This window comes from Rhodococcus sp. 1168 (assembly GCF_002091955.1).
GTDB lineage: Bacteria > Actinomycetota > Actinomycetes > Mycobacteriales > Mycobacteriaceae > Rhodococcoides.
Genome location: NZ_MKKY01000097.1, coordinates 56,843 through 76,467, shown reverse-complemented (window position 1 = coordinate 76,467; position 19,625 = coordinate 56,843). Strand labels below are relative to the sequence as shown.

Annotated in this window: 18 protein-coding genes; 7 read left to right on the top strand and 11 right to left on the bottom strand. The window is 61.6% G+C overall.

The features are described 5' to 3' along the window. Positions 1-90: 90 nt before the first annotated feature. The 3 genes from BJI47_RS23560 to BJI47_RS23550 are packed head-to-tail and all read right to left on the bottom strand — an operon-like array spanning position 91 to position 4,962. Positions 91-1,296: a restriction endonuclease subunit S gene (locus BJI47_RS23560; protein ID WP_088946009.1), complete on the bottom strand. Its 1,206-nt coding sequence runs from the start codon at positions 1,294-1,296 to the stop codon at positions 91-93. Then, positions 1,296-2,912 carry a class I SAM-dependent DNA methyltransferase gene (locus tag BJI47_RS23555; RefSeq protein WP_217808582.1) on the bottom strand — a complete coding sequence of 539 codons (1,617 nt, stop codon included), beginning with the start codon at positions 2,910-2,912 and terminating at the stop codon, positions 1,296-1,298. Before BJI47_RS23555 ends, BJI47_RS23560 begins: the two co-directional genes overlap by 1 nt. Further along, complete coding sequence (locus BJI47_RS23550; protein ID WP_088946026.1) at positions 2,902-4,962, bottom strand: hypothetical protein; 2,061 nt, start codon at positions 4,960-4,962, stop codon at positions 2,902-2,904. The genes BJI47_RS23555 and BJI47_RS23550 overlap by 11 nt, the downstream gene beginning before the upstream one ends. Positions 4,963-5,081: 119 nt before the next feature. Between BJI47_RS23550 and BJI47_RS23545 the strand changes: the two genes are divergently transcribed. From BJI47_RS23545 to BJI47_RS23535, 3 genes are all read left to right on the top strand, one after another. Continuing rightward, on the top strand, positions 5,082-6,038 hold the full coding sequence (locus tag BJI47_RS23545) for a ribonuclease H family protein (RefSeq protein WP_139804882.1): 957 nt from the start codon (positions 5,082-5,084) through the stop codon (positions 6,036-6,038). Between the two features lie 82 nt (positions 6,039-6,120). Then, the gene (locus BJI47_RS23540; RefSeq protein WP_088946006.1) at positions 6,121-6,537 is read left to right on the top strand and encodes a hypothetical protein; all 417 of its coding nucleotides are present in this window, start codon (positions 6,121-6,123) and stop codon (positions 6,535-6,537) included. Positions 6,538-6,766: 229 nt separating this feature from the next. After that, complete coding sequence (locus BJI47_RS23535; RefSeq protein ID WP_088946025.1) at positions 6,767-8,341, top strand: AMP-binding protein; 1,575 nt, start codon at positions 6,767-6,769, stop codon at positions 8,339-8,341. 32 nt (positions 8,342-8,373) lie between these two features. On the opposite strand, the gene BJI47_RS23530 is transcribed toward BJI47_RS23535, so the two are convergent. Further along, the gene (locus BJI47_RS23530; protein WP_254900786.1) at positions 8,374-9,342 is read right to left on the bottom strand and encodes a patatin-like phospholipase family protein; all 969 of its coding nucleotides are present in this window, start codon (positions 9,340-9,342) and stop codon (positions 8,374-8,376) included. Positions 9,343-9,628: 286 nt separating this feature from the next. Here BJI47_RS23530 and BJI47_RS23525 point away from each other — a divergent pair, with 286 nt between their 5' ends. Both BJI47_RS23525 and BJI47_RS23520 read left to right on the top strand, forming a co-directional pair. Beyond that, positions 9,629-10,834: a hypothetical protein gene (locus tag BJI47_RS23525; RefSeq protein ID WP_254900787.1), complete on the top strand. Its 1,206-nt coding sequence runs from the start codon at positions 9,629-9,631 to the stop codon at positions 10,832-10,834. Continuing rightward, entirely contained in the window at positions 10,831-12,156 is a 1,326-nt protein-coding gene (locus tag BJI47_RS23520; protein ID WP_088946003.1) for a lipase family protein, read from the top strand. The genes BJI47_RS23525 and BJI47_RS23520 overlap by 4 nt, the downstream gene beginning before the upstream one ends. Before the next feature lie 39 nt (positions 12,157-12,195). Here the strand turns inward: BJI47_RS23520 and BJI47_RS23515 are convergent, their stop codons facing one another. Then, positions 12,196-12,906 (bottom strand): thioesterase domain-containing protein, encoded by a 711-nt coding sequence (locus BJI47_RS23515; protein WP_088946002.1) that lies wholly within the window; start codon positions 12,904-12,906, stop codon positions 12,196-12,198. Between the two features lie 377 nt (positions 12,907-13,283). On the opposite strand from BJI47_RS23515, the gene BJI47_RS23510 reads away from it, so the two are divergent. After that, positions 13,284-13,907, top strand: a complete 624-nt coding sequence (locus BJI47_RS23510) for a Tat pathway signal protein (RefSeq protein WP_088946001.1) — start codon at positions 13,284-13,286, stop codon at positions 13,905-13,907. Between the two features lie 86 nt (positions 13,908-13,993). Here the strand turns inward: BJI47_RS23510 and BJI47_RS23505 are convergent, their stop codons facing one another. From BJI47_RS23505 to BJI47_RS23485, 5 genes are all read right to left on the bottom strand, one after another. After that, positions 13,994-14,548 (bottom strand): TetR/AcrR family transcriptional regulator, encoded by a 555-nt coding sequence (locus BJI47_RS23505; protein ID WP_088946000.1) that lies wholly within the window; start codon positions 14,546-14,548, stop codon positions 13,994-13,996. A gap of 27 nt (positions 14,549-14,575) precedes the next feature. Then, positions 14,576-15,262, bottom strand: coding sequence for an ABC transporter ATP-binding protein (locus BJI47_RS23500; protein WP_088945999.1), 687 nt, complete (start codon positions 15,260-15,262; stop codon positions 14,576-14,578). Then, positions 15,259-16,389, bottom strand: coding sequence for an FtsX-like permease family protein (locus tag BJI47_RS23495; RefSeq protein ID WP_088945998.1), 1,131 nt, complete (start codon positions 16,387-16,389; stop codon positions 15,259-15,261). Before BJI47_RS23495 ends, BJI47_RS23500 begins: the two co-directional genes overlap by 4 nt. 143 nt (positions 16,390-16,532) lie before the next feature. Further along, positions 16,533-17,219 carry an SDR family oxidoreductase gene (locus BJI47_RS23490; protein ID WP_088945997.1) on the bottom strand — a complete coding sequence of 229 codons (687 nt, stop codon included), beginning with the start codon at positions 17,217-17,219 and terminating at the stop codon, positions 16,533-16,535. Positions 17,220-17,245: 26 nt separating this feature from the next. Further along, on the bottom strand, positions 17,246-17,770 hold the full coding sequence (locus tag BJI47_RS23485) for a DinB family protein (RefSeq protein WP_088945996.1): 525 nt from the start codon (positions 17,768-17,770) through the stop codon (positions 17,246-17,248). 111 nt (positions 17,771-17,881) lie between these two features. On the opposite strand from BJI47_RS23485, the gene BJI47_RS23480 reads away from it, so the two are divergent. After that, positions 17,882-19,219, top strand: a complete 1,338-nt coding sequence (locus BJI47_RS23480) for an amylo-alpha-1,6-glucosidase (protein ID WP_088945995.1) — start codon at positions 17,882-17,884, stop codon at positions 19,217-19,219. Here BJI47_RS23480 and BJI47_RS23475 read toward each other — a convergent pair. Beyond that, positions 19,216-19,599 carry a VOC family protein gene (locus BJI47_RS23475; RefSeq protein ID WP_088945994.1) on the bottom strand — a complete coding sequence of 128 codons (384 nt, stop codon included), beginning with the start codon at positions 19,597-19,599 and terminating at the stop codon, positions 19,216-19,218. The genes BJI47_RS23480 and BJI47_RS23475 overlap by 4 nt on opposite strands. Between the last annotated feature and the right edge of the window lie 26 nt (positions 19,600-19,625).

The window sequence follows — 19,625 nt, the reverse complement described above, 5'->3', positions numbered from 1 at the left end:
ACCATCCGCAACCGATCACACCACCGAAGTGCGCCATTCTGCCGCGCTAACTAAACGGTATTGAGGCTTAGCTTGGACGACAAGTTTCCATCAAATTTGGCTACAAACATCCGCAACGCGCTTCTCGGCGACCCGCACGCTGAGTTTGCCGGAAATTAGTTGTGGCAGTAGTGCTTCGCTGAGAGCGCTAATCGTCTTAGATTCTTGCTGTAATTGAAATTCCTGTGTCCGCAAGCGGGTTGCAAACCTTTCAAACTGGGCACGTTGCACATCACTCACAACAGGGATTGGGGCCTCGGCCATCCTATCTGGACGGACGGCGGGATATGCGCTTCCTTCAGCAAAACTTTCAAGAGTTTGGGTAAAGCCGGGTCGTTTGAGCGTTTCATAAAGATATGACCACGCGAGACCCTTTGCCGAGATTACAGCTAGCCCAGTCGAGGCAACCAAATTTTCTTCGGGGCTAAGAATTAATGCGTGGGAGCGCCGATTTGGTCGAACCGTCGACCAAAGAATGTCTCCTTCTGTAACTGCTCTTCTAGCGCGTGATGGAGCGTCGGCCCAAGCAATGGGAGGTGGGTACTTGATGGTACCCACTCCTACTGATGCAATATCGATATAACGGATTGAGTGACCATGTTCAGGCCTTATTGTAGCCAGGTTTATCTCGGCAAAATTCTTCAACGGCTGAGTTGAGTAGTCTGACTGGCTGAGAAGAAGTGATAGCGAATTTTCGAGAAGCTTGTTTATCGTAGTAATTGTGCGTTCGTTGGAAAGGATCTTATCCTCCATCGCGCCTAAAGTCTTTGAGATCCGTTGTTGTTCGGACAGCGTAGGAATTGAGAGCGGTAAACGTTCGAGTACGCCTTGGCTGAGCGATAGCATTGTGGATCCCGTTGCATTTTGAAGCAGCCAACTACGAGTGGCCATGGTTTGCAGTTGGAATGCGAGAAAACGGCTGTCGACGGTCGATGGCGAGCGGAGGCGGATCCCATCGGACCCAAGAAACCAACCGGCCTGGTCTGGTCTTACCCATGAAGATCTGTCCACGGCCCCCTTGCGACCAAAAACAATGTCCCCACTTTCGAGAACAAACTCCGGCAGGCGCGCTATTATCTCCGACGGAACCCTCGGGGTAGAATCACGAATTGTCAGCGTACCGTAACCAACTTCACCGACCGAGACCACCGGGACTCCTGATCTCCGATACTCGCTTGCCTTCAACACCGTTCCGAATGGCCCCGTCTTAATGGAACCGCCGTCAGATTTAAGTAGTTTACCCAAGGTGGTTTGCATTATTCGATGCTTCCCAGCTGTTGTAAGAGCACTTCTTGAAGTCTATTCGACTCCTCGAATCGACCGATAAGTTCTGTTGTCAGAATGTCTATTGATTCGCGGATATCTTCTATGTTTTCGATTGAATCGGAGGACCCAACGTACCGTCCGGGTGTCAACGCATAGTCTGCGGACTTGACCTCGTCGACAGTCGCGCAGTAGCTGAAACCCGGTTCATCTCGATATAACTGTCCGGCTGAAGATTGCGTTCCTCGCCAAGAGTGAAACGTAGCGCTGATTTTCGCGATATCCTGTTTACTCAAATCCCGCTCAGCCCGGTCGACCATGTACCCCATGTTGCGCGCGTCGATGAACAGAACCTGACCCTGCCGGTCGATCGACCCCTTCGGCCCGACGGTCTTGTCTTTCGCAAAGAACCACAGGCACACCGGTATTCCGGCGCTTCGGAAAAGCTGCGTCGGGAGTGCAACCATGCAGGACACAAGATCAGCTTCGACCAGCTGAGCTCGGATGTCTCCTTCACCCCCGGAGTTGGACGACATGGATCCGTTGGCCATGACGACACCGGCACTGCCGCGCTCGGCAAGCTTGGAGATGATGTGCTGGATCCACGCGTAGTTCGCATTGCCAGCCGGGGGAACACCAAACTTCCAACGCTTGTCGTCCTCGCGCCTCGCCCAATCCTTGATATTGAACGGAGGGTTGGCAAGTACGTAGTCGGCCAGCAGGTCTGGGTGTTTGTCGTTGACAAATGTGTCTTCCCAGCGGTCCCCCAAGCTACCGGTTATACCGTGTATGGCGAGGTTCATTTTCGCCATACGCCAGGTGCGTTGGTTGGCTTCCTGGCCGAAAACGTGAGCATCTGCCGGGTGGCCGCCATGCTGCTCGATGAATTTCTCGGTTTGCACGAACATGCCACCCGAGCCGCAACATGGGTCGTACACGCGACCGCTGTACGGCTCGAGAATTTCAACCAGTACGCGGACAACGCTCGAGGGAGTGTAGAACTCCCCGCCTCGTTTGCCCTCGGCGCGAGCGAACTTCTCCAAAAAGTACTCGTAGACCTCACCGAGGAGGTCGCGAGCCTTCGTCGAACCATGCCCTGTGAATCGAGTGTCGGTGAGAAGATCGACCAGTTCGCCCAGGCGCCGCTGATCTAGGTTGTCGCTATTGAACTCGAGTGGGAGCGTCCCGACGAAGTTGGAATCGCTTTCCATGATGGCGCCCATAGCGTCATTCACTAGCTGACCGATAGTTTTGCCGGGCACACCGGGAGTCTCCTGGATGCCACGAGCATTGGTTGCCAGGTACTGCCAACGGGCTGTTTCCGGAAGCCAGAAGACTCGGCTGCCCGCGTACTCATCGGCGTCGTCGATGAGGTTGGCGATCTGATCCTCGGTCATACCGTCGGCGAGGAGTTCCGCACGAATCTGCTCACGACGCTCGTCGAAGGCGTCGGAGACGTACTTGAGGAACACCAGGCCGAGGATGACGTCCTTGTACTGCGACGCATCCATCGAGCCGCGGAGTTTGTCTGCGGCCTTCCAGAGCGTGTCCTTGAGTTCCTTCATCGTCGACGGCGTGTTGACTGCCGCCGCCCGTTTCCTAGGAGGCATTCTGTGGAGCCCTTTCTTGTGGAAGCTGTATATCGGCACCGACGGCGAGCACTCCGTGTGCAAGTCCGTCGACGAGAGTGCTTGTTAATTGTTCGATTTCGGTCAGTAATTGCAGTGCCGCCGAGCGTCGGTCGCGCAGCGTTCGAACGGCGTCGATCGTCGCCGCCGCGCGGTCCGCGGGAACCCTTGGCACTTCCCACCGCTTCCACGTCGCACTGGATCTTATGGCTCCCGGCGGGCGGGAATCGAGCCGAGATGCGTTGAGGTGACCGGCGATGACGTCGGGAATCAGCCCTGAGGAGGATGGGTCGGTTACTCGGATGACCCTGGCCGGGTAGACGACGACCGCGGAACCGTCATGATCGACGATCGCTCCGAAACGTGAACCCGAGCAGAAGACGATGTCACCAGGCTCGGTGTACCGACCGTTCGGGTACGCGGTGGTGAACACCAAGCGGTCGATACCTCGGCCTCCGACAGGTCGGATGCCAGTCACCTCGTCTGCGCCGATAACTCGGACAGCGCCCCCGATGAACAAGTCCTCGGGATCTATTCTGTTTCCGCTCAGCTGCCGGAGCTCTCGCGAGTCGAGGAGTTGTCCAATGGTGGGCATCAACGACCGGTCGCTATCCCGATACTCGACGGGTATGCGCAATTCTTGCCGCAGCTCGAGCTGAGTTCGTCTGATCTCGTCGGAATGGGCGAGTACTTTGGCTGCCAAATCGGCACCCACGCGTCTGGCTCGCGGATGTCTGATCCGGGCCGGGGTGAGTCCACGCTTGTCCTCCGCCAAAAGAATCGATGTCCTGGTCAATACGCCGAATTGAAAGGCGTGGGCCTTGATGGTGTCCCAATCACCCATCGCCGCAATGACATCGGAGACAAGGCCTTCGGTAGTTGTTGCGTCGAGTTCCCGAGAACCGACGTCGATCACCACCGACCACCGATCGGCCGGCTTGACTGCCTCGGATGCCGGACCCAGTACCCACAATGCGAGCGATATTCCAGGCTTGGCGGGGAGCAAACCCTCTGGTAGGCGCACCGCTGCACGCACACGGTCGGATCGGAGAATGTCCGACCGTAGCCGAGCAGCCGAAGGGTCGCGTTGGGCATCGAGCAACGCCGATGCGGGCGCAACCACGACGGCAACATGATCCTCGGCCATTTGCACGGCAATGTCATCGATCTCGGACAAGATCCGAGAGTCGGTATAGGCGAGGGACGACGGAGACGGATACTGGACGACGAACGCAGACGGACCCGAGAGTGCAAAACCGTTTCCGAACCCCGCCACCGGCGGACTCTGTCGCGCCCACCCGTGCACAGTGAGTCGCCGGCGTGCCAGCCGCGCAGCAGGCGAGGATGCCTCGTTGCGCATGGACATAGGTTCGGCGTATTCGGGAAGACTGTTGCGGAGAGCAACGAGCAGGTCACTGCTGCCCTCCGAGGGATCGACGAAGACATGACGGTCGTGGTCGGTGATGGCAAGTGTGATCGATGCACACAAATTCAGGGCCCTGGGGCTCATGGCGCTGTCCGACAAATCCGTGCGAAGCAATCGAAACCGTTGGGCCAGTAGCGCTTCGAAAGCCTGCTTCGGGCCGTATGCAGAATCGACCATCCGATCGACGTATTCGGCGAACATCCCGAGACTGGCTCCCAGCGCCGCAAGTTCTGCGTAAAGAAATGCGTCGTCTGGATCCGCGTCGTCCGCTTCGTCGAGAAGATCATCCGGGGAGAGTTCGCTCAATTGATCGCCCAGAAGCCATTTGAGGCATAAAAGGGCACTGATCCCTTCGAGCACGGTGTCTTCACTGAGATCGATGCCGGTATCGAGCGCCGCGTACAGGTAAAGGTTCTCTTCGAGAGCGTCGTTGTTGCCTAGCTCCCGAGCTTGGATCCAGTGGACAATCTCGTCACCGTCATACCGTCGTTGTTTGCCCCGTACCTCGGTGGGCGACGGGAACGGGCGGTCGGTTCCCCGGTAGCGGCTGGCCCACATCGTCACTACCGGCCGCTGGACCTGCGCCAACGCGGCGATCTCCGACATTGTAAGGAGGGTGGTGGCACGATGCTTCACGCTGTCGTACCTCCTGGGTAGGGTTCTCTTCGGACCGCTCGGACCGTTCTCGAAGTTACCTTACGGGCGCGCTCTCTCTCCACAATCTCTTGATAACACGCGTTATCAAGAGAACAGTTCCTGATCTGCCCTCCGGCCGTCAAGCTGTGTTCACCCCACAGTCGACCGAGGAGGACTCGATGCTCGCCGCACTGCACATGCGCCAGATTGGTTTCGGAGATCAAGGCAGTGTCGAAGTCGCACTGGTCTGGTCGCTCGACGGAAGCGATTCGCACTCAAAGGTTTTCACGGGGGCCCTCGCCCCGTTCATGTATTCCGCAGCGCTCGAAGCATTCGAGCACTTCGTGACGTTGGACCATCCGTCGGCAGTCTTGTACATCTCCGACCGCACCTTTCGGCACGAGATCCAAGCCGCTTCCGCGTCGTTTCCCGGCCTTACCGTCGTCGATGCTGCACGAGGTTCGCTTCTTGACCTCATCGGTAAGGCAGTAGCTGCACTCGACGATCACAACCGGTTCGCCCATCACCGAGCGTGGCGGGCCGAACTGGACCGCCGCGCCGCCCTACCCGAACTGGTCGTGGCAACCGACGCCTCCAAGGGAAGCGGCAGGCGCGGTGTGGGAGTGGCGTGTGTGAGCGGAGAGGGTGGCTACTCGAGCAAGTCCTATCCGCAGGCCGACACCGTGCTTGTCGGTGAACTCCTCGCTATTGCGCTCGCGTTCAAGGCCTTTCCTGACCGTCGCTTGCACATCCTGACCGACAGCAAGGTGGCGCTCTCATGCCTGGCGATGACGCGATCGCGGTTGCTGGACAAACATTCAGGCAACACCATCGCCGTCGTTGACATCATCCGTAAGAGGGCCGCGCATCGAGAGATTCGATACAGCTGGGTTCGCGGTCATGCCGGCCATGAACTGAACGAGATCGCCGACCGGCTCGCCGTCGCCGCCCGTCGCCATGATGAGGCACGCGTCGACCCGAGCATCAGGAAAGAGATCAACCGAAACATCCTGGAGCAGATGAATCTTGCTGCCCAGGCTGCCTAGAAATCTCCTCTGAGATTTCTGGTTCCACCGGATCCGATCTGTCTCGATCGAATCCGTTTCACACCACCTCGAAAGGTTCTCCATGTTCAAGAAGTCCCTGATTGCTGCCGCATTCCTCGCCGGTACCGCATTGATCGGTACAGGCGTTGCATCAGCAGATCCCGCAACCTCCTTCGGGAACGGCACCTGGGCCGTCGGAACCGATATCGTGCCCGGAACGTACGTCTCAGCCGGGGCCAGCGACGAGTATGGCTGCTACTGGGAGCGGGCCTCGAGTTTCGAAGGCGACTTCGACTCGATCATCGCCAACGACTTCATCAGCCCTGATTCCGGGCAGGCCGTGGTGACGATCAAAGCGAGCGACGTCGCATTCAACTCCGAGGACTGCGGAACGTGGACGCTGAAGGCTGTGCCTGCCCCCGCTCCGAAGCCTGCTCCGGCTCCGGCTCCGGCACCTGCCCCGGCGCCGCTGCCGTGGACAGGTTCGGCTGGCTTCTAGTCGTAGATGCTGACGGGGCGCCCCTGATTTGGGGCGTTCCGTCCGGCGAAATCGAGCGATTATCTGCCAGCTTTCGATACCGCTGCTATTTGCTCGACCCGAGCCTCGAGCCAGGTGTGACTTCGCTTACCCTCGAAGTCGTCACCGAACTGTGGGTATCTGCCCGTCTCACCGTTCCGGTTGCGGTATCCGTTTCGGAACCGGGCAGGCCGAGCAGAAGGAAGACCAGATGCCAGACGAGTTTGCTGACCTCCACCGGCCGATTTACGCTCCAGACCTGCTCATCACCGCTCTCGAACGGAACCACGACAAGCCGGCGTTGTACATCGGCGACGTTGTTCTCACCGGCGGACAGATGCGTGATCAGATCAGCTGCTTCGCCCAGGCACTCGCGTCACTCGGAATCACCCGGGGCACCAGCACGGCGATGCTGTCCAAGAACCGTCCCGAGGTGCTCGTCAGCATGGGCGCAACCATGATCACCGGTTGCCGCGCCAGCGCCCTCAATCCAATGGGTTCACTCGACGACCACAAGTACATCGTCGACGACGCCGAGATCGAGACCCTCATTTTCGACCCCGACTCTTTCGAGGACCGCGCCGCAGAGTTGAAGGCGTCGTCGCCGTCGTTGACCACGATCCTGTCGATGGGGCCCTCCGAGGTGGGCATCGACATTCTGGCTCTCGCGGCCACATTCGAGCCTGCAGCTCTCACAGCCGCGCACGTCGATGCCGAGGACGCCAGCAGCATGGTGTACACCGGTGGCACCACAGGAAAGCCCAAAGGTGTTGTCGGATCGTTCCGTTCGGGCGCGGCGCTCAATCAGATCCAGATGTCGGAATGGCAATGGCCCGAGGAGAACCGTTTCCTCATCTGCACGCCGCTGTCCCATGCCGGTGCCGCGTTCTTCATTCCGACGCTGCTGCGCGGTGGCGCGCTGATCGTCCTGCCTGCCTTCGAACCCGGAGCAGTTCTCGAGGCGATCGAAAAGCACAAGATCACCGCAACCATGTTGGTGCCCACCATGATCTACATGCTCATGGACCATCCGGACCTCGAGAAACGGGACGTCTCCAGTCTGCAGACGCTTTTCTACGGGGCATCCGCGATGTCGCCGGCACGTTTGCAGGAAGGCATCAAGAAGTTCGGTCAGATTTTCTTCCAGTTCTACGGTCAGACCGAGTGCGGCATGACCATCTCGGTGCTCCGAAAGGAAGAGCACCTCGCCGACGACCCCGCCCGACTAGCCACGTGTGGCCGTCCGGTGCCGTGGCTCGACGTCCGACTGCTCGACGACGACCTGAACGAAGTACCGCAGGGCGAACTGGGCGAGATCTGCGTCCGAGGTCCGTTGGTCATGAAGGGGTACTGGAAGAAACCTGCCGAGACCGCAGAAGCCGTCCGCGGCGGCTGGCTGCACACCGGCGACATCGCGCGCAAAGACGTCGACGGCTTTCTGTCCATCGTCGATCGCAAGAAAGACATGATCGTGACCGGCGGCTTCAACGTGTTTCCGCGCGAGATCGAGGACGTGATCTCCGCGCACCCGTCCGTCGCCTCCGTGGCGGTTGTGGGTGTACCGGACGACAAGTGGGGTGAAGCAGTCAAGGCGTGCGTGGTTCTGCGCGGCGGGCTGAGTGTCGCGACGGAAGATTTGGTCGAGCGGGTGAAAGCAACCAAGGGGTCGGTGCACGCACCCAAGAGCATTGATTTCGTGGACAGCCTGCCGCTGACACCGCTCGGTAAACTCGACAAGAAGGCGCTGCGCGCGCGGTACTGGGAGACCAGCGACCGCGCTGTGTAGGAGTGAATTTTTCCATCATGCAGTCCCGGATTTCAGACTGGCGGTGTGCGACAGGCGGTGAGGTAGTCGGCGAAGTCCCAGGTGCTCAGGAACTGCTGTGCAGCGCGGACGCCGTTGTTGTAGAGGGTGAGTCGTTGTGCGTCGGTGATGTCGAAATCGACGGCGCTGATCGACTCGGTGGGGACGAACACCGTGCGCCGCACCGTGCAGGGTGAATCGACGTAGGCGGCGTCCTGGTTGGTGAACAAGGTGTCGATCGCGGCTATGCCGAGGGCCAGGGGCCCGCGCACGTGGTGGGTCGCTGGGGGCGTGCCCGGCCGTGCGGTGAGCCGTACACCGAATGTCGGCCAGCGAGGCTCTGCGGTGTCGGTCCGGTCGAACAGTCCGACGGGGAAGTCGGAGAGCAGTCCGCCGTCGACCCACGTTGCGCCTGAAACTTGGACGGGTCGAAACAGGAACGGGATCGCCGCCGAGGCCCGTACGGCCTTCGCGACCGAGAAGGTGTCCGGGTCGATGTCGTAGAGCGGTAGGTCCCACGGGATCCGGACAAGACGCTTCCGAGAGAGGTCGCTGGCGGTCACCACCAGCGAGTAGGCGTAGCTCAGCGGTTCCTCGCCGGTGCGTAGATCGCCGAAAGTGTGGACCCCGAATTCGGCGAGAGTATCGGTGAGGAGGCCTTCGAGATAGGTGCCCTGATAAAGACCGCTCGAGGTGAGCAATGAGAGGACTCCGCCGATCAGCGGCACACGCCCGAGCAGTGACGGGTCGGTCAGCTTGCGGTAGTCGACGCGCTGCGCAATCTCCGGCAAGCGCGTCAAGGGCTCGTTGGAGTGTTCAAGCGCAGCCACCAAGGCTGCGACGACCGCGCCGGCGCTGGAGCCGGCGACACGCGGGAAACGATAGCCCGCCTCGGCGAGCGCATGGACAGCTCCGACGAGGCCGATGCCCTTGACCCCACCGCCCTCGCAGACCAGATCTGCCTGACGGACCGCTGTCGTCACCACACCAACGGTACGCGCGAAGGACTGGTCGAAACGGAACTTTGAAGTTGTGGAGTAGGAACACCCAGGTGGCGGTTCACTGTCTGTGTACAGTGTTCCGGTAATCGCCGGATGGCTCCAGAATTGAGGCGGTGTAGGCGGACTTGGAGGGATCTGGCCCGCTGCAGCCGCGGGATCCCCGGATTGTCCCCTTGCAGGAGTGAAGTTGACGACACGAACCCCCGTCCGCGCCGCACGTTCAAGATGGGGCCGAGCGTTGGCCACGGTCACGGCCGTCGTGCTCATGATGCCGCTGGGCGTCGGCTTCGCGAATGCGAACCCCGACATCTCCGCGGAACTTGCGCCATTTCTGGATCTGCCGCTCGTCAACCGCGATGCGGCCCATGGCCCGGGCGGTGTGAATCCGGCGCTACCTTATGACAAGGCGCAGCTCGAGAATCTGTTGGAGAAAGCGGATCGCGAGGGCGTCGATCCGCCCCGCTATGCGGCGCTGCTGCTGCAGTACCGCCTGGTGGACGTCACCGAGGCTGCCGGCATCGACCTCATTACCTGGGACCCGCGTGCGGGCGTCGAGGCCAACCGGCAGAACCTGATCGACTCCTACAGCTACTACGTGGGTCTGCAGTTGAGCCACCGGGAGTTGCAGTGGGCTGGGATGGGCGGACTCGTGGGCGCGGATTTCGGTGGCGGCCTTATCGACTTCGAGCTGATGTCCGGGATCTACGATTTCCCCGGGATGGCGCAGACAGCCAACGCCATAGTCGAGCAGACCCTCGGGGTGCTCGGCCCCGACGCGGTGGCTCTGCTGCCCGAGGGGCTGCAGGCGCTCGCCCGATCAGGTGCCACCATAACGCCGGAGGACCTGCAGCAGATCCTCGGCGAGATCTTGGTGATGCAGAAGAACATCTTCTCCGACCTGATGCCCATGCATCAGGCGTATGTCACCGAAGGCCTCCCAGCGCTGGAACAGATGCACAGAGCCGGGCTGTTCGACGACTCCGTCCTGAACGCCTGGATCGATGTGGCCTCGGGCGAGAGTGACCGTATCGCCGCAGGCAACCGCGTGCTGCTGCAGCGCGAGCAGGGCGAGGTGATCAAGTCGCAATGGGATGACGTCCGCAATTACAAGGGCGACGTCGGCGAGGCCATCACCTACGCGTCCACTATCGCAGCCTCGCCGTCGGTGGCTGGGGTAGTCGCGCCGCGCTCGTACAAGCCGGTCACCATCAGCGCCACGCTGGCCGACGGGCGCGTCGCTACCCTGACCACACCGCTCCCCAGCTGGAATTGGTCGGTATTCGATCAGCGGTGGGACTACATCTCCGCCGAGCTTTTGCCCAAGTACAAGGCGATGGTGGAGAACAATTGGCCGCAGCTCGAGTCCGAGCTGCGCGAGCCATACGATCAGAAGCTCGAAGGCGCACGACCGCTGCGGAACATTCCGCAGATGCTCCAATCCGCACTAGAGGGAACCACGGTGACGTTCGTATGAAACGCGCAGCCACAGTCTTCACAGCCACGGCCGCCTCCATCGCAGTGCTCTTCGGCGCACAGTCGGTGGCACAGGCAGAACCGGTGGACACCCCCGGGCTCGACGAAATCTTCACCGGATACACGCAGAGCACGTTCGAAGACGGCCAGTTCGCCACGGTCGACGAGATCGCTGAAGCGCTGGCGCCGAACGACCCCTTCTACGACGAGCCCGAGCTGACCGGCGACGAGGCTCCCGGAACGTTGCTCGCGTCGCAACATGTACAGGTGATGTTCGCCGGTTTCGAGCCGGGCAACCTCGACGCCTACAAGGTCATGTATGTGACCCGGGGCGTCGACGACAGGCCGGCGATCAGCACCGGCATCCTGATGATCCCGATCGACGGCCGAGACAACGCGAACCGACCCGTAATCGGTTACCAGGAGGCCAATGACAGCGTCGGGGCCTACTGCCACCCGAGCAACCAGTGGACCGGGGCGGATCCCCTCGATGGCGCATCGTGGTCTGCGCTGGGGCCGCTGGCCTTGATGTTCAACAAGGGCTATGCAGTCATGATCAGCGACGTCGGCAATGCCGGCGACCCGGAGCCGCACGGCGTGTTTGCAGGCAAGTTCGGCGGACAGTCCAATCTCGACGGCCTTCGCGCTGCGCTGCAGGTGCAGGAGGCGGGTCTGAACAAGGAGGCGCCGATCGGCATTTTCGGCATCGCGGGAGGCGGCGTCGGCGCTGCGGTGGCAGCGGAGATCCAACCGGAGTATGCGCCCGAGCTCAACGTCAAGTCCGCCGTGCTCGAGGGCATGGTCATCAACCAGAAGAACTTCATGCGCACCGCAGACGGTTCGGTCGGCTCCGGCTTCGCGTTCGCGAACCTCCTGGGCCTGGAGCCCTGGTACCCGGAGATGAAGATCGACGAGAAGCTCACTCCGGTCGGCAAGGAGATCGCGGCCTTCTACCGCACTCAGTGCCAGATGCCCGCCTACTTCACCATGCCGTTCGTGCCGCTGCAGACGCTGTTCACCGACGGTCAGAGCCCCGCCGACATCCCCGATTTCCAGCCGGCTTTCGAGGACAACAATCTCGGCAAACGGGCGCCGCAGGCCACAGTTCTCGTCACCTCGTGCGGTGCCGATGACTCGCCGATGTCACTGGTGCCTGCTCAGGATTCGCGAGACCTCGTCGAGAGGTACCGGACCGGCGGGACCGACGTGACTTATGTGCCTAGCGACTGCTCTATGACCAAAACCCTCACGGACGCATACGGGTGGGGCACCGATCTGTTCGGCATGCAGACCATCGACTGGCTCGACTCGACGTTGCAGTGACCTGATTCGCGGTGCTGACCCCCTGGATTCGCCAGGGGGTCAGATGTAGCTGTCGACCAGCGGCCCGACGAGGCCGAAGGCGGAGGCGTCGGGAACCAGATACTTGACGACCGTCCCACTGATGAAGGGGTGCCATGCCGGTCCGGCATCGGATCCGTCCGAGGACACGACCAGCGCGTCGCCGACGTAGACGCCGGGGAAGTGTCGGTTCGCCAGGGCTTCGTTGTGAGTGGCAACGGCGAGGAGTTCCTCGGCGTGGCTTCGATCGATATCTTCGCCCATGCCGGCCAACAGTGCGTGCGCAAGCTCAGCGGGCGTGCCGTCGGTGCGGGACTGCAGCGGATTGCTACCCAGCAGAGTGAGGCTGTCTACTGCGACACCGCGTCCCTGCATGTGAATGGCTACCGCGTGGGCGAGGAGTCCGCCGAAGGAAAGTCCGAGGAGGTGGATCGGTCCGACAGTACCGCCGGCGAGGATCTCGTCGGCGTAGTAGGCCGCGAGAGCGGTCAGGGACTTCGAATCCTCCGCTGGCGTGGGCGCCTGGACGCCGTAGATGGGGTGCTCTTCATCCACGTGTGCAGCCAATGATGCGTAGCAGGAGACGAGGCCGTCGATCGGATGAATGCAGAAGACGGGTGCTCGCGTGCCGGTGGCGCGGATCGGCAGAATTGTCGGCCTCGAGTATACGTTGGGTGACCGGTCGACGATACCCGTGATGGAGGGGTGCGGGAGATCGTTGACGACGGTCATGCTGAGCCTCCGGGATCAAAAGTCTTCGGTCGTTCGGCCGCGTGTGCGAACAACCTGTGAAGTTCGTAAGCGCCGATCGACGAGTATGTCGCCGGAGGAGGCTCAGGTGTTACCTGCATCTCGTCGATTATTCCATGTTCGCGCTACATAAAAACCGAATCCGAAGATCTTTTCGGGCGAAACACCTGCTCAGGCTGCCCAGGTTCGCCGAGGTTCCTCCATCGAATTACATAGTGGTAATTCATCATTCGCGGGTCGGTTCCGATTCTCGGGTGAGAGTGCGGCGGCCCGTCCGATTCGTTACCGTCACCGCGGAAGGTAAACACACCATGCACGAGGGGGCATCTATGCGTATACGTCGGAAGCTGGGTTCTGCGATGGCGATTGCAGCAGCCAGTGCACTTGTTTTTGCAGGCAGTGCAACTGCGGAACCTGCAGCCGCGCCGGTGAATCCGGTGACCGCAGCAGAGCAACTGCTCTCGGTTGCGGAAGGGAATCCAGACGCTCAGGCGGCGCTCGCGCGAGTGCTGGCGGATCCGAATGCGGCCGTTCCGCGCACGGATGTAGCCGAAGGTCCACGGGTCCCGGCCCAAATTTTCCCCATCCCCGCCTATTCGGATACGGGCGCGGGCAACCCAGTGACGGGCCAAGTTCACGGTTCCGGCATCGCAACCAACCTGAACGGTGAGTTCCGTTTCGGATTCTTCGGTGGCCCAGGCGAAATCGCACCGGATCAAGGCGCAGCGAAGCTGAACGTCCTGTGGGTCAACGTCGCTACGGGTAAGAGCGGCACAAATGTCCTGAATGTCCGCGATATCGCCGGTCCGACAGTCATTTCCACCAAGCCCATCCCGGAGGCAAAGGGTGGATTGGTAATTGCCGGTATCTACGGCAGCATCCTGCACCGCTGGTGGGATCCGGCCGCACTCGACGGCAAGGGTGACTGGCACTACCAGACGTCGAACATCTGGTTCCCGTCCTTGGGTGCAGTTCTGGCCTGACCGAACTCGGTGAGATCGAGGTCGAGTACGACGAGCTGGATGCCGTACTCGACTTCGCTCCGAAACAGACGGGGCAGGAAGAATTGCTAGCGGCCGAGGGCCTGACGGATAGCGGTACGTACCTCGTCCACGTCACGCCCCGCTTCGATCGCTTCGGTGCCCGCGTGGACCAGCGTGTTGATCAACTTCGCAGTCAGACTGGGGTCGGACACACCGTTGGCTCGGAGCGCGTCGACGAGCGGAAGCACCAGGCTGTCGTGCATGTCCATAATTCGAGAATCTCGGAACGTCTGCGGAGTGAAGGTTGCCAGCGCGCCGACGATCGCATGCTCGCCATCGGCGACGAGCTGCAGATTTGCATCGACGTAAGCCCAGACGGGGTCGTCGGCGTCGACCATCGCCTCGACGATCTTATCGCTCCAGCGCGGGAACATGTCCTCCACGACAGCGCTGAGTAGATCTTCCCGGGATCGGAAGTAGCTGTAGATGCTCGACCTGGCCAGCCCTGCCCTGGCGGCAACCGCGCCGAGCCCCGGCGGTGTATCCGGGGTCTCGGACAGAAGTGCGTAGGCGGCATCGAGAAGCGCGCGACGCTGAGCGGCTCGGTGCTCGACCACTGTGGCGGCCTGGATTCTCGGCACTGGCCTCCTGCGCTTCCTCGGCTGAGCCTAGGTGCTCGGGTGCAGTTGGCCGTCCACCATTTCGAGGACACGGTCGCAATGCACGAGCACGTCGTGGTCGTGGGTCACCATGATCGTAGCCACGCCCGCCTCATGGGTTTCGCGTGCCAGCAATTGCACCACCTCATGGCTTCGCTTTCGATCCAGGGAAGCTGTCGGCTCGTCGACGAGCAACAGCGTCGGACTGCTCATCAATGCCCGCGCAATACCGACCCGTTGGCGTTCACCACCGGAAAGCTGACCTGGTCGACGGTTGGCGCGGTGGCTCATTCCGACCGCGTCGAGGAGTTCTTCGACGTCGCGCCCGGGACGGCCGGTGATCTTGGGAACGAAGCGAAGCTGGTCGCGCGCGGTCAGAGCCGGAATGAGATTGCCGGATTGAAACACGAAACCGACCTTGTCACGTCGAAGCTTCGCCAAGGAGCGGTTGGGCATGGCGGTGACGTCGACTCCGTCGATGAAAACCGAGCCGCTCGATGGACGGGAGAGGCCGCCGGCCACGGCGAGCAGGCTCGACTTTCCGGCGCCGGAAGGCCCGACGATCGCAAGGAGCTCACCGCGGGGTACCTCGAGATCGACGTTGTCGAGGGCGAGAACGGTCGAGTCGCCGTCACCGAATCGCAGGCTTGCCGCTGTCAGCACCAGCCCGGTGGTAGTCGTTCCGACAATGGTCATCGGTTCTCTCCTAGAGCGCTCAGCGGGTTGACTCGGGTGACGCGAACAATGGCTGCCCCTGCGCCCAGCAGGCCCAGAACGGCCAGCAGCAGCGCGCCACTGACAATGGGGCCGGACTCAAGCGCGAACGGCATACCGCCGCCTTCCAGCCCCGATCCGAGCCCGACGCCCAGCAATACTCCGACGGCGATGGAACCGATCAGCACGATCAGGGCCTGCGCCATTCCATCTCGCAGAAGGAATCCGGTGGATGCGCCCATGGCGCGCATGACTGCGAGTTCACGGGAGCGTTGAACGGTCCAGATGCTGAAGAATGCGCCCACGACCAGGGCCGAGATCGCGTACAGGAAGAACTTGATCATCGACATGGTCATCATCTCGGCAGAGAAGCCCGGTGATGAATCGAACGAGGCCTCGAGCGTTCTTGCTGATGTTCCTGCAGCCGAGTCTCCCGATCCGAGATCGGGCAGTGTGTCGTCCACTCCTCGAATCGCTACGACGCTGGCCTCGGAATATGCACTGTCGCTTGGTTTTTCACCGACCTTGGCACCGGCATGCACTTCCTGCCAGGCCCGTAGTGGGAGGTAAGCGACATCGACGTGTCCGAAGGTGCGCTTGTCTTCGGTGAACCCGACGACTGTCAGCTCGGTGCCGAGTCGGTCGAGAACGACGGTGTCGCCGATGCCGACTCCGTCGTCTCGAAACGTCGAGCTGACGATGATGTCGGTGTCCGACCGGAGCGCCGAACCCTCTGCGGGTACCGGCTCGAGAAAGGAGCCCGGTTCGATGCCGAAAAGGGTGAGGTCGACGGGTGTGCCGCTGCCGGTCTTGGCGTTGACGATCATGTTGCCGAACAGTTCGGCGTCCTGGACATCGGGCTGATCACGCCATGCCCGAGCCTGGTCTTCCGTGACGATCGACCGCGAGAAGGCGGAGTCCTCTTTGGTGTCGTGCGCGAAAGCGAAGGCCTGGACCGGTGTCTTCTGCAGCGCGGACACGCCGTCGTTGACCAGCCCGGAAGAGAGCCCCGACAAGATCACCATCAGGATCGAAATCAGGGCGACGACAGCGCCCATCAGCAAAAATCTGTTTCGCGCGAACCACAGTTCGCGCAGGGCGAGAAACATTTAGCTCTCCTACGTCGGCGATCAGGGCAGCGCTGAAGTTATCGACGCTATGTCGGCATCTTATCGACATAGCGTCGGGAAAATTTTGTGACATGCGCTACTACGACGCGTAGTTGCCAAGGAGGGTGAAATGAAGACTGTAGTTATCTCGTCCTGAGCACGATCTCGGTCGGATGGGTGTCGGCGGGGGTATCGACAGCGTTCCGAACTGCCAGCGCGACCGACCCGACCTGCAGAAACTTCGATCCGTCGTACTCCCCGCCCTCGTGCTCGACGATTTCTCGCTGCATATCGGTGTCGATCCTCCCGGGGTGCACCGACGTCACACGCAGCGTCGGCTCTTCCTGGCGCAGCGCATCGGCGAAGGCCCGCAACGCGAATTTCGACGCCGCGTACCCGCCCCACCCGGGGTTGGCCCGGATGCCGGCACCCGAATTGATCAGCACCACATGCCCGCCCGCGCGCCGCAGTGCCGGCAGTAACAACTGGGTCAGTGCTACCACCGACAGGACATTGCTCTCGTACTGGCGACGCCAATCGTCGATCGACGACTCCTCGATCGTGCCGAGCGCCGCGATGCCCGCATTGTGGACCAGAACATCGAGCGACTCGACCGGCTCGACTGCGGCGGCGACGGCGTCGTGATCGGTGAGATCCACCGGCCAGGGCGTGCCGGTACCGAGTTCGTTCGCGATCGATGCGAGTGACTCGGTAGACCGTCCGCCGAGGTACACGTGGTGATCGGGTGCGAGCTGCCGTGCAATCGCCGCACCGAGGCCTCGGCTCGCACCCGTCACCAAAGCTGTTCGCGTCGAAGTTGCTGAAGTCATGAGTCCAAACTAGTCACCTTGCGTACCTAGTCGAATGCCATGCCTGCATCGGCCCCCATGGACATCGTCGTGTTCCCACCGTCGAGGGATTCCCTGATGATGTCGGCGTGACCGGCATGCTGGGCAACTTCGCGCAGGATGTGCAGCAGGGTGTAGCGCGCCGATTGCCATTGACGCTCTGGAGCCCACGGCGCAGTCGGTAGCGGTACCTGGGCGTCGAGGTCGAGATCGGCGATGGCAGCTTCGGTCGCGGCGGCGGTCAGGGCGTACTCCTCGACGAGATCGGCGACGCTCTGGGTAGGGCTCATCACGTATTCGGTCCCCATCCGTGACGTGTCGAACTCGGCGCTCTCGTCCATGGCATCGACGATTTCCATCCAGTAACGCTCGTTGTTGACGACGTGGTTGAGCAGTCCCCCGAGGGTGAGGTCGCTGACGGTTGTTCGTTGTCTGGCCTGCTCGTCGGTAATCCCCCGAACCGTGTACAGGAAGTTCTTGCGCTGGTCGGCGAGCATCTTCGCAATATCGGCCTTCTCACCGGTGACTGTCATGAAAGATCCCTTCGTTGCTGGTGAAGACCACGATAAGAGTGATTGCGGACAGGTTCGGTCCTCGACCATGTCCGATGCGCGCAAAAGAAGAAACAGACGCAAACTAGAACCATGGGCGAGCGTGGATTCACTTCGACACAACTGGCCGCTCGAGCTGCCTATCTGCTGCGCGGCAACGACTTGGGCACCATGACCAGCGCCGCACCGCGGCTGTACCCGCATATGTGGAGCTGGGACGCGGCCTTCGTGGCGGTCGGGCTCGCACCGCTCAGCGTCGAACGAGCCGTGGTGGAGCTCGACACCCTGCTGTCCGCGCAGTGGAAGAACGGCATGATCCCGCACATCGTCTTCGCCAACGGCGTCGACGGCTACTTCCCCGGACCCTCGCGGTGGGAGACGCGGGAGCTGGCGATGCACGCGCCCGTCGGGCCGCAGACGTCGGGGATTACACAGCCACCGGTGCACGCCATTGCGGTGCAGCGCATCCTCGATCACTCGAAGCGACACGGCCGGACCACCCGGGCCGTCGCCGAGGAGTTCCTGGATCGTCGGTGGGAGAACCTCGTCCGATGGCATCGTTGGCTCGCCACCGCCCGCGACATCCAGGGCAGCGGCCGCATCACGCTGTTCCACGGCTGGGAGTCGGGCATGGACAACTCCCCGCGCTGGGACGCGTCGTATGCCAATGTCGTCGCCGAGCAGATGCCCGCCTACGTCCGCGAGGACCACGCGGTGATCACCGACCTGTCGATGCGTCCGAGCAACAGTGAATACGACCGCTACATCTGGTTGGTCGAAGAGATGAAACAAGTCGGCTACGACGACGCGGCTCTGGCGGAGAAGATGAGCTTCGCCGTAGAGGACGTTTTCGTCAGCGCCATCTTCTCGATGGCGTGCGATGTGCTCGCGACCATCGGTGAGGAACACTCCAAACCGAACTCCGACGTCCGAGACCTGCGCGAGTGGGCCGAGAAGTTCCGCAAGGGAGTGATCGCGACGACCGATCAGCGTTCCGGGGCGGCACGCGACTACGACGTCCGTGTGGGGCGTTGGATCTCCACCGACACGATCGCGATGTTCGCTCCCCTGCTGTGCGGAGGGTTGCCCCGCGAGCAGGAACGCACTCTGCTGCGCATGTTCGAGGGAACCCGATTCTGCGGACATCCGGATCTGCTGTTCGCTGTTCCGCCGTCGACCTCACCGGTCTCGAAAGACTTTCGTGCACGGGAGTATTGGCGCGGGCCGGTGTGGCCGGTCATGACCTGGCTGTTTTCGTGGGCGTTCTCGAGGCGCGGGTGGGCCGAGCGGTCGTTGACGTTGCGTGAGGAAGGCCTGCGGCAGGCCAGTGACGGGAGTTTCGCCGAGTACTACGAGCCGTTCACCGGTGAACCGCTCGGCAGTATGCAGCAGTCGTGGACGGCGGCAGCGGTACTGGACTGGCTCGGTTAGCTATCGCCCCAATTCTCGGCCTTCGTCAGGCAGAAGGGATGACCGGCCGGGTCCAGCAGTACCCGCCACGTCTCGCCCGGTTGGTCCTCGGGCAGGCTCGCGCCGAGTTCGATGGCTTTCTTCGCAGCTTCGTCGAGGTCCGTCACCGCGAGATCGAAGTGATACTGCTTGCTGCCGTGCGCATTGGGCCACGCCGGCGCAACGTAGTCTTCGATGCGGCCGAATCCGAGTGCACTGCTCGGGCCTTGGAGCATCGCGTAGTCCTTCTCCGAATGGACGACGCTCCAGCCGAGTAGTTCCGACCAGAACTTCGCGCTGGTCGGCGGGTCGGGGCAGTCCAGGGTGACCATCTTCAGCGTCGCGATAGGTGTCTTCGTCATCTGCTCTCTCCTGCCAACGGTGTGTC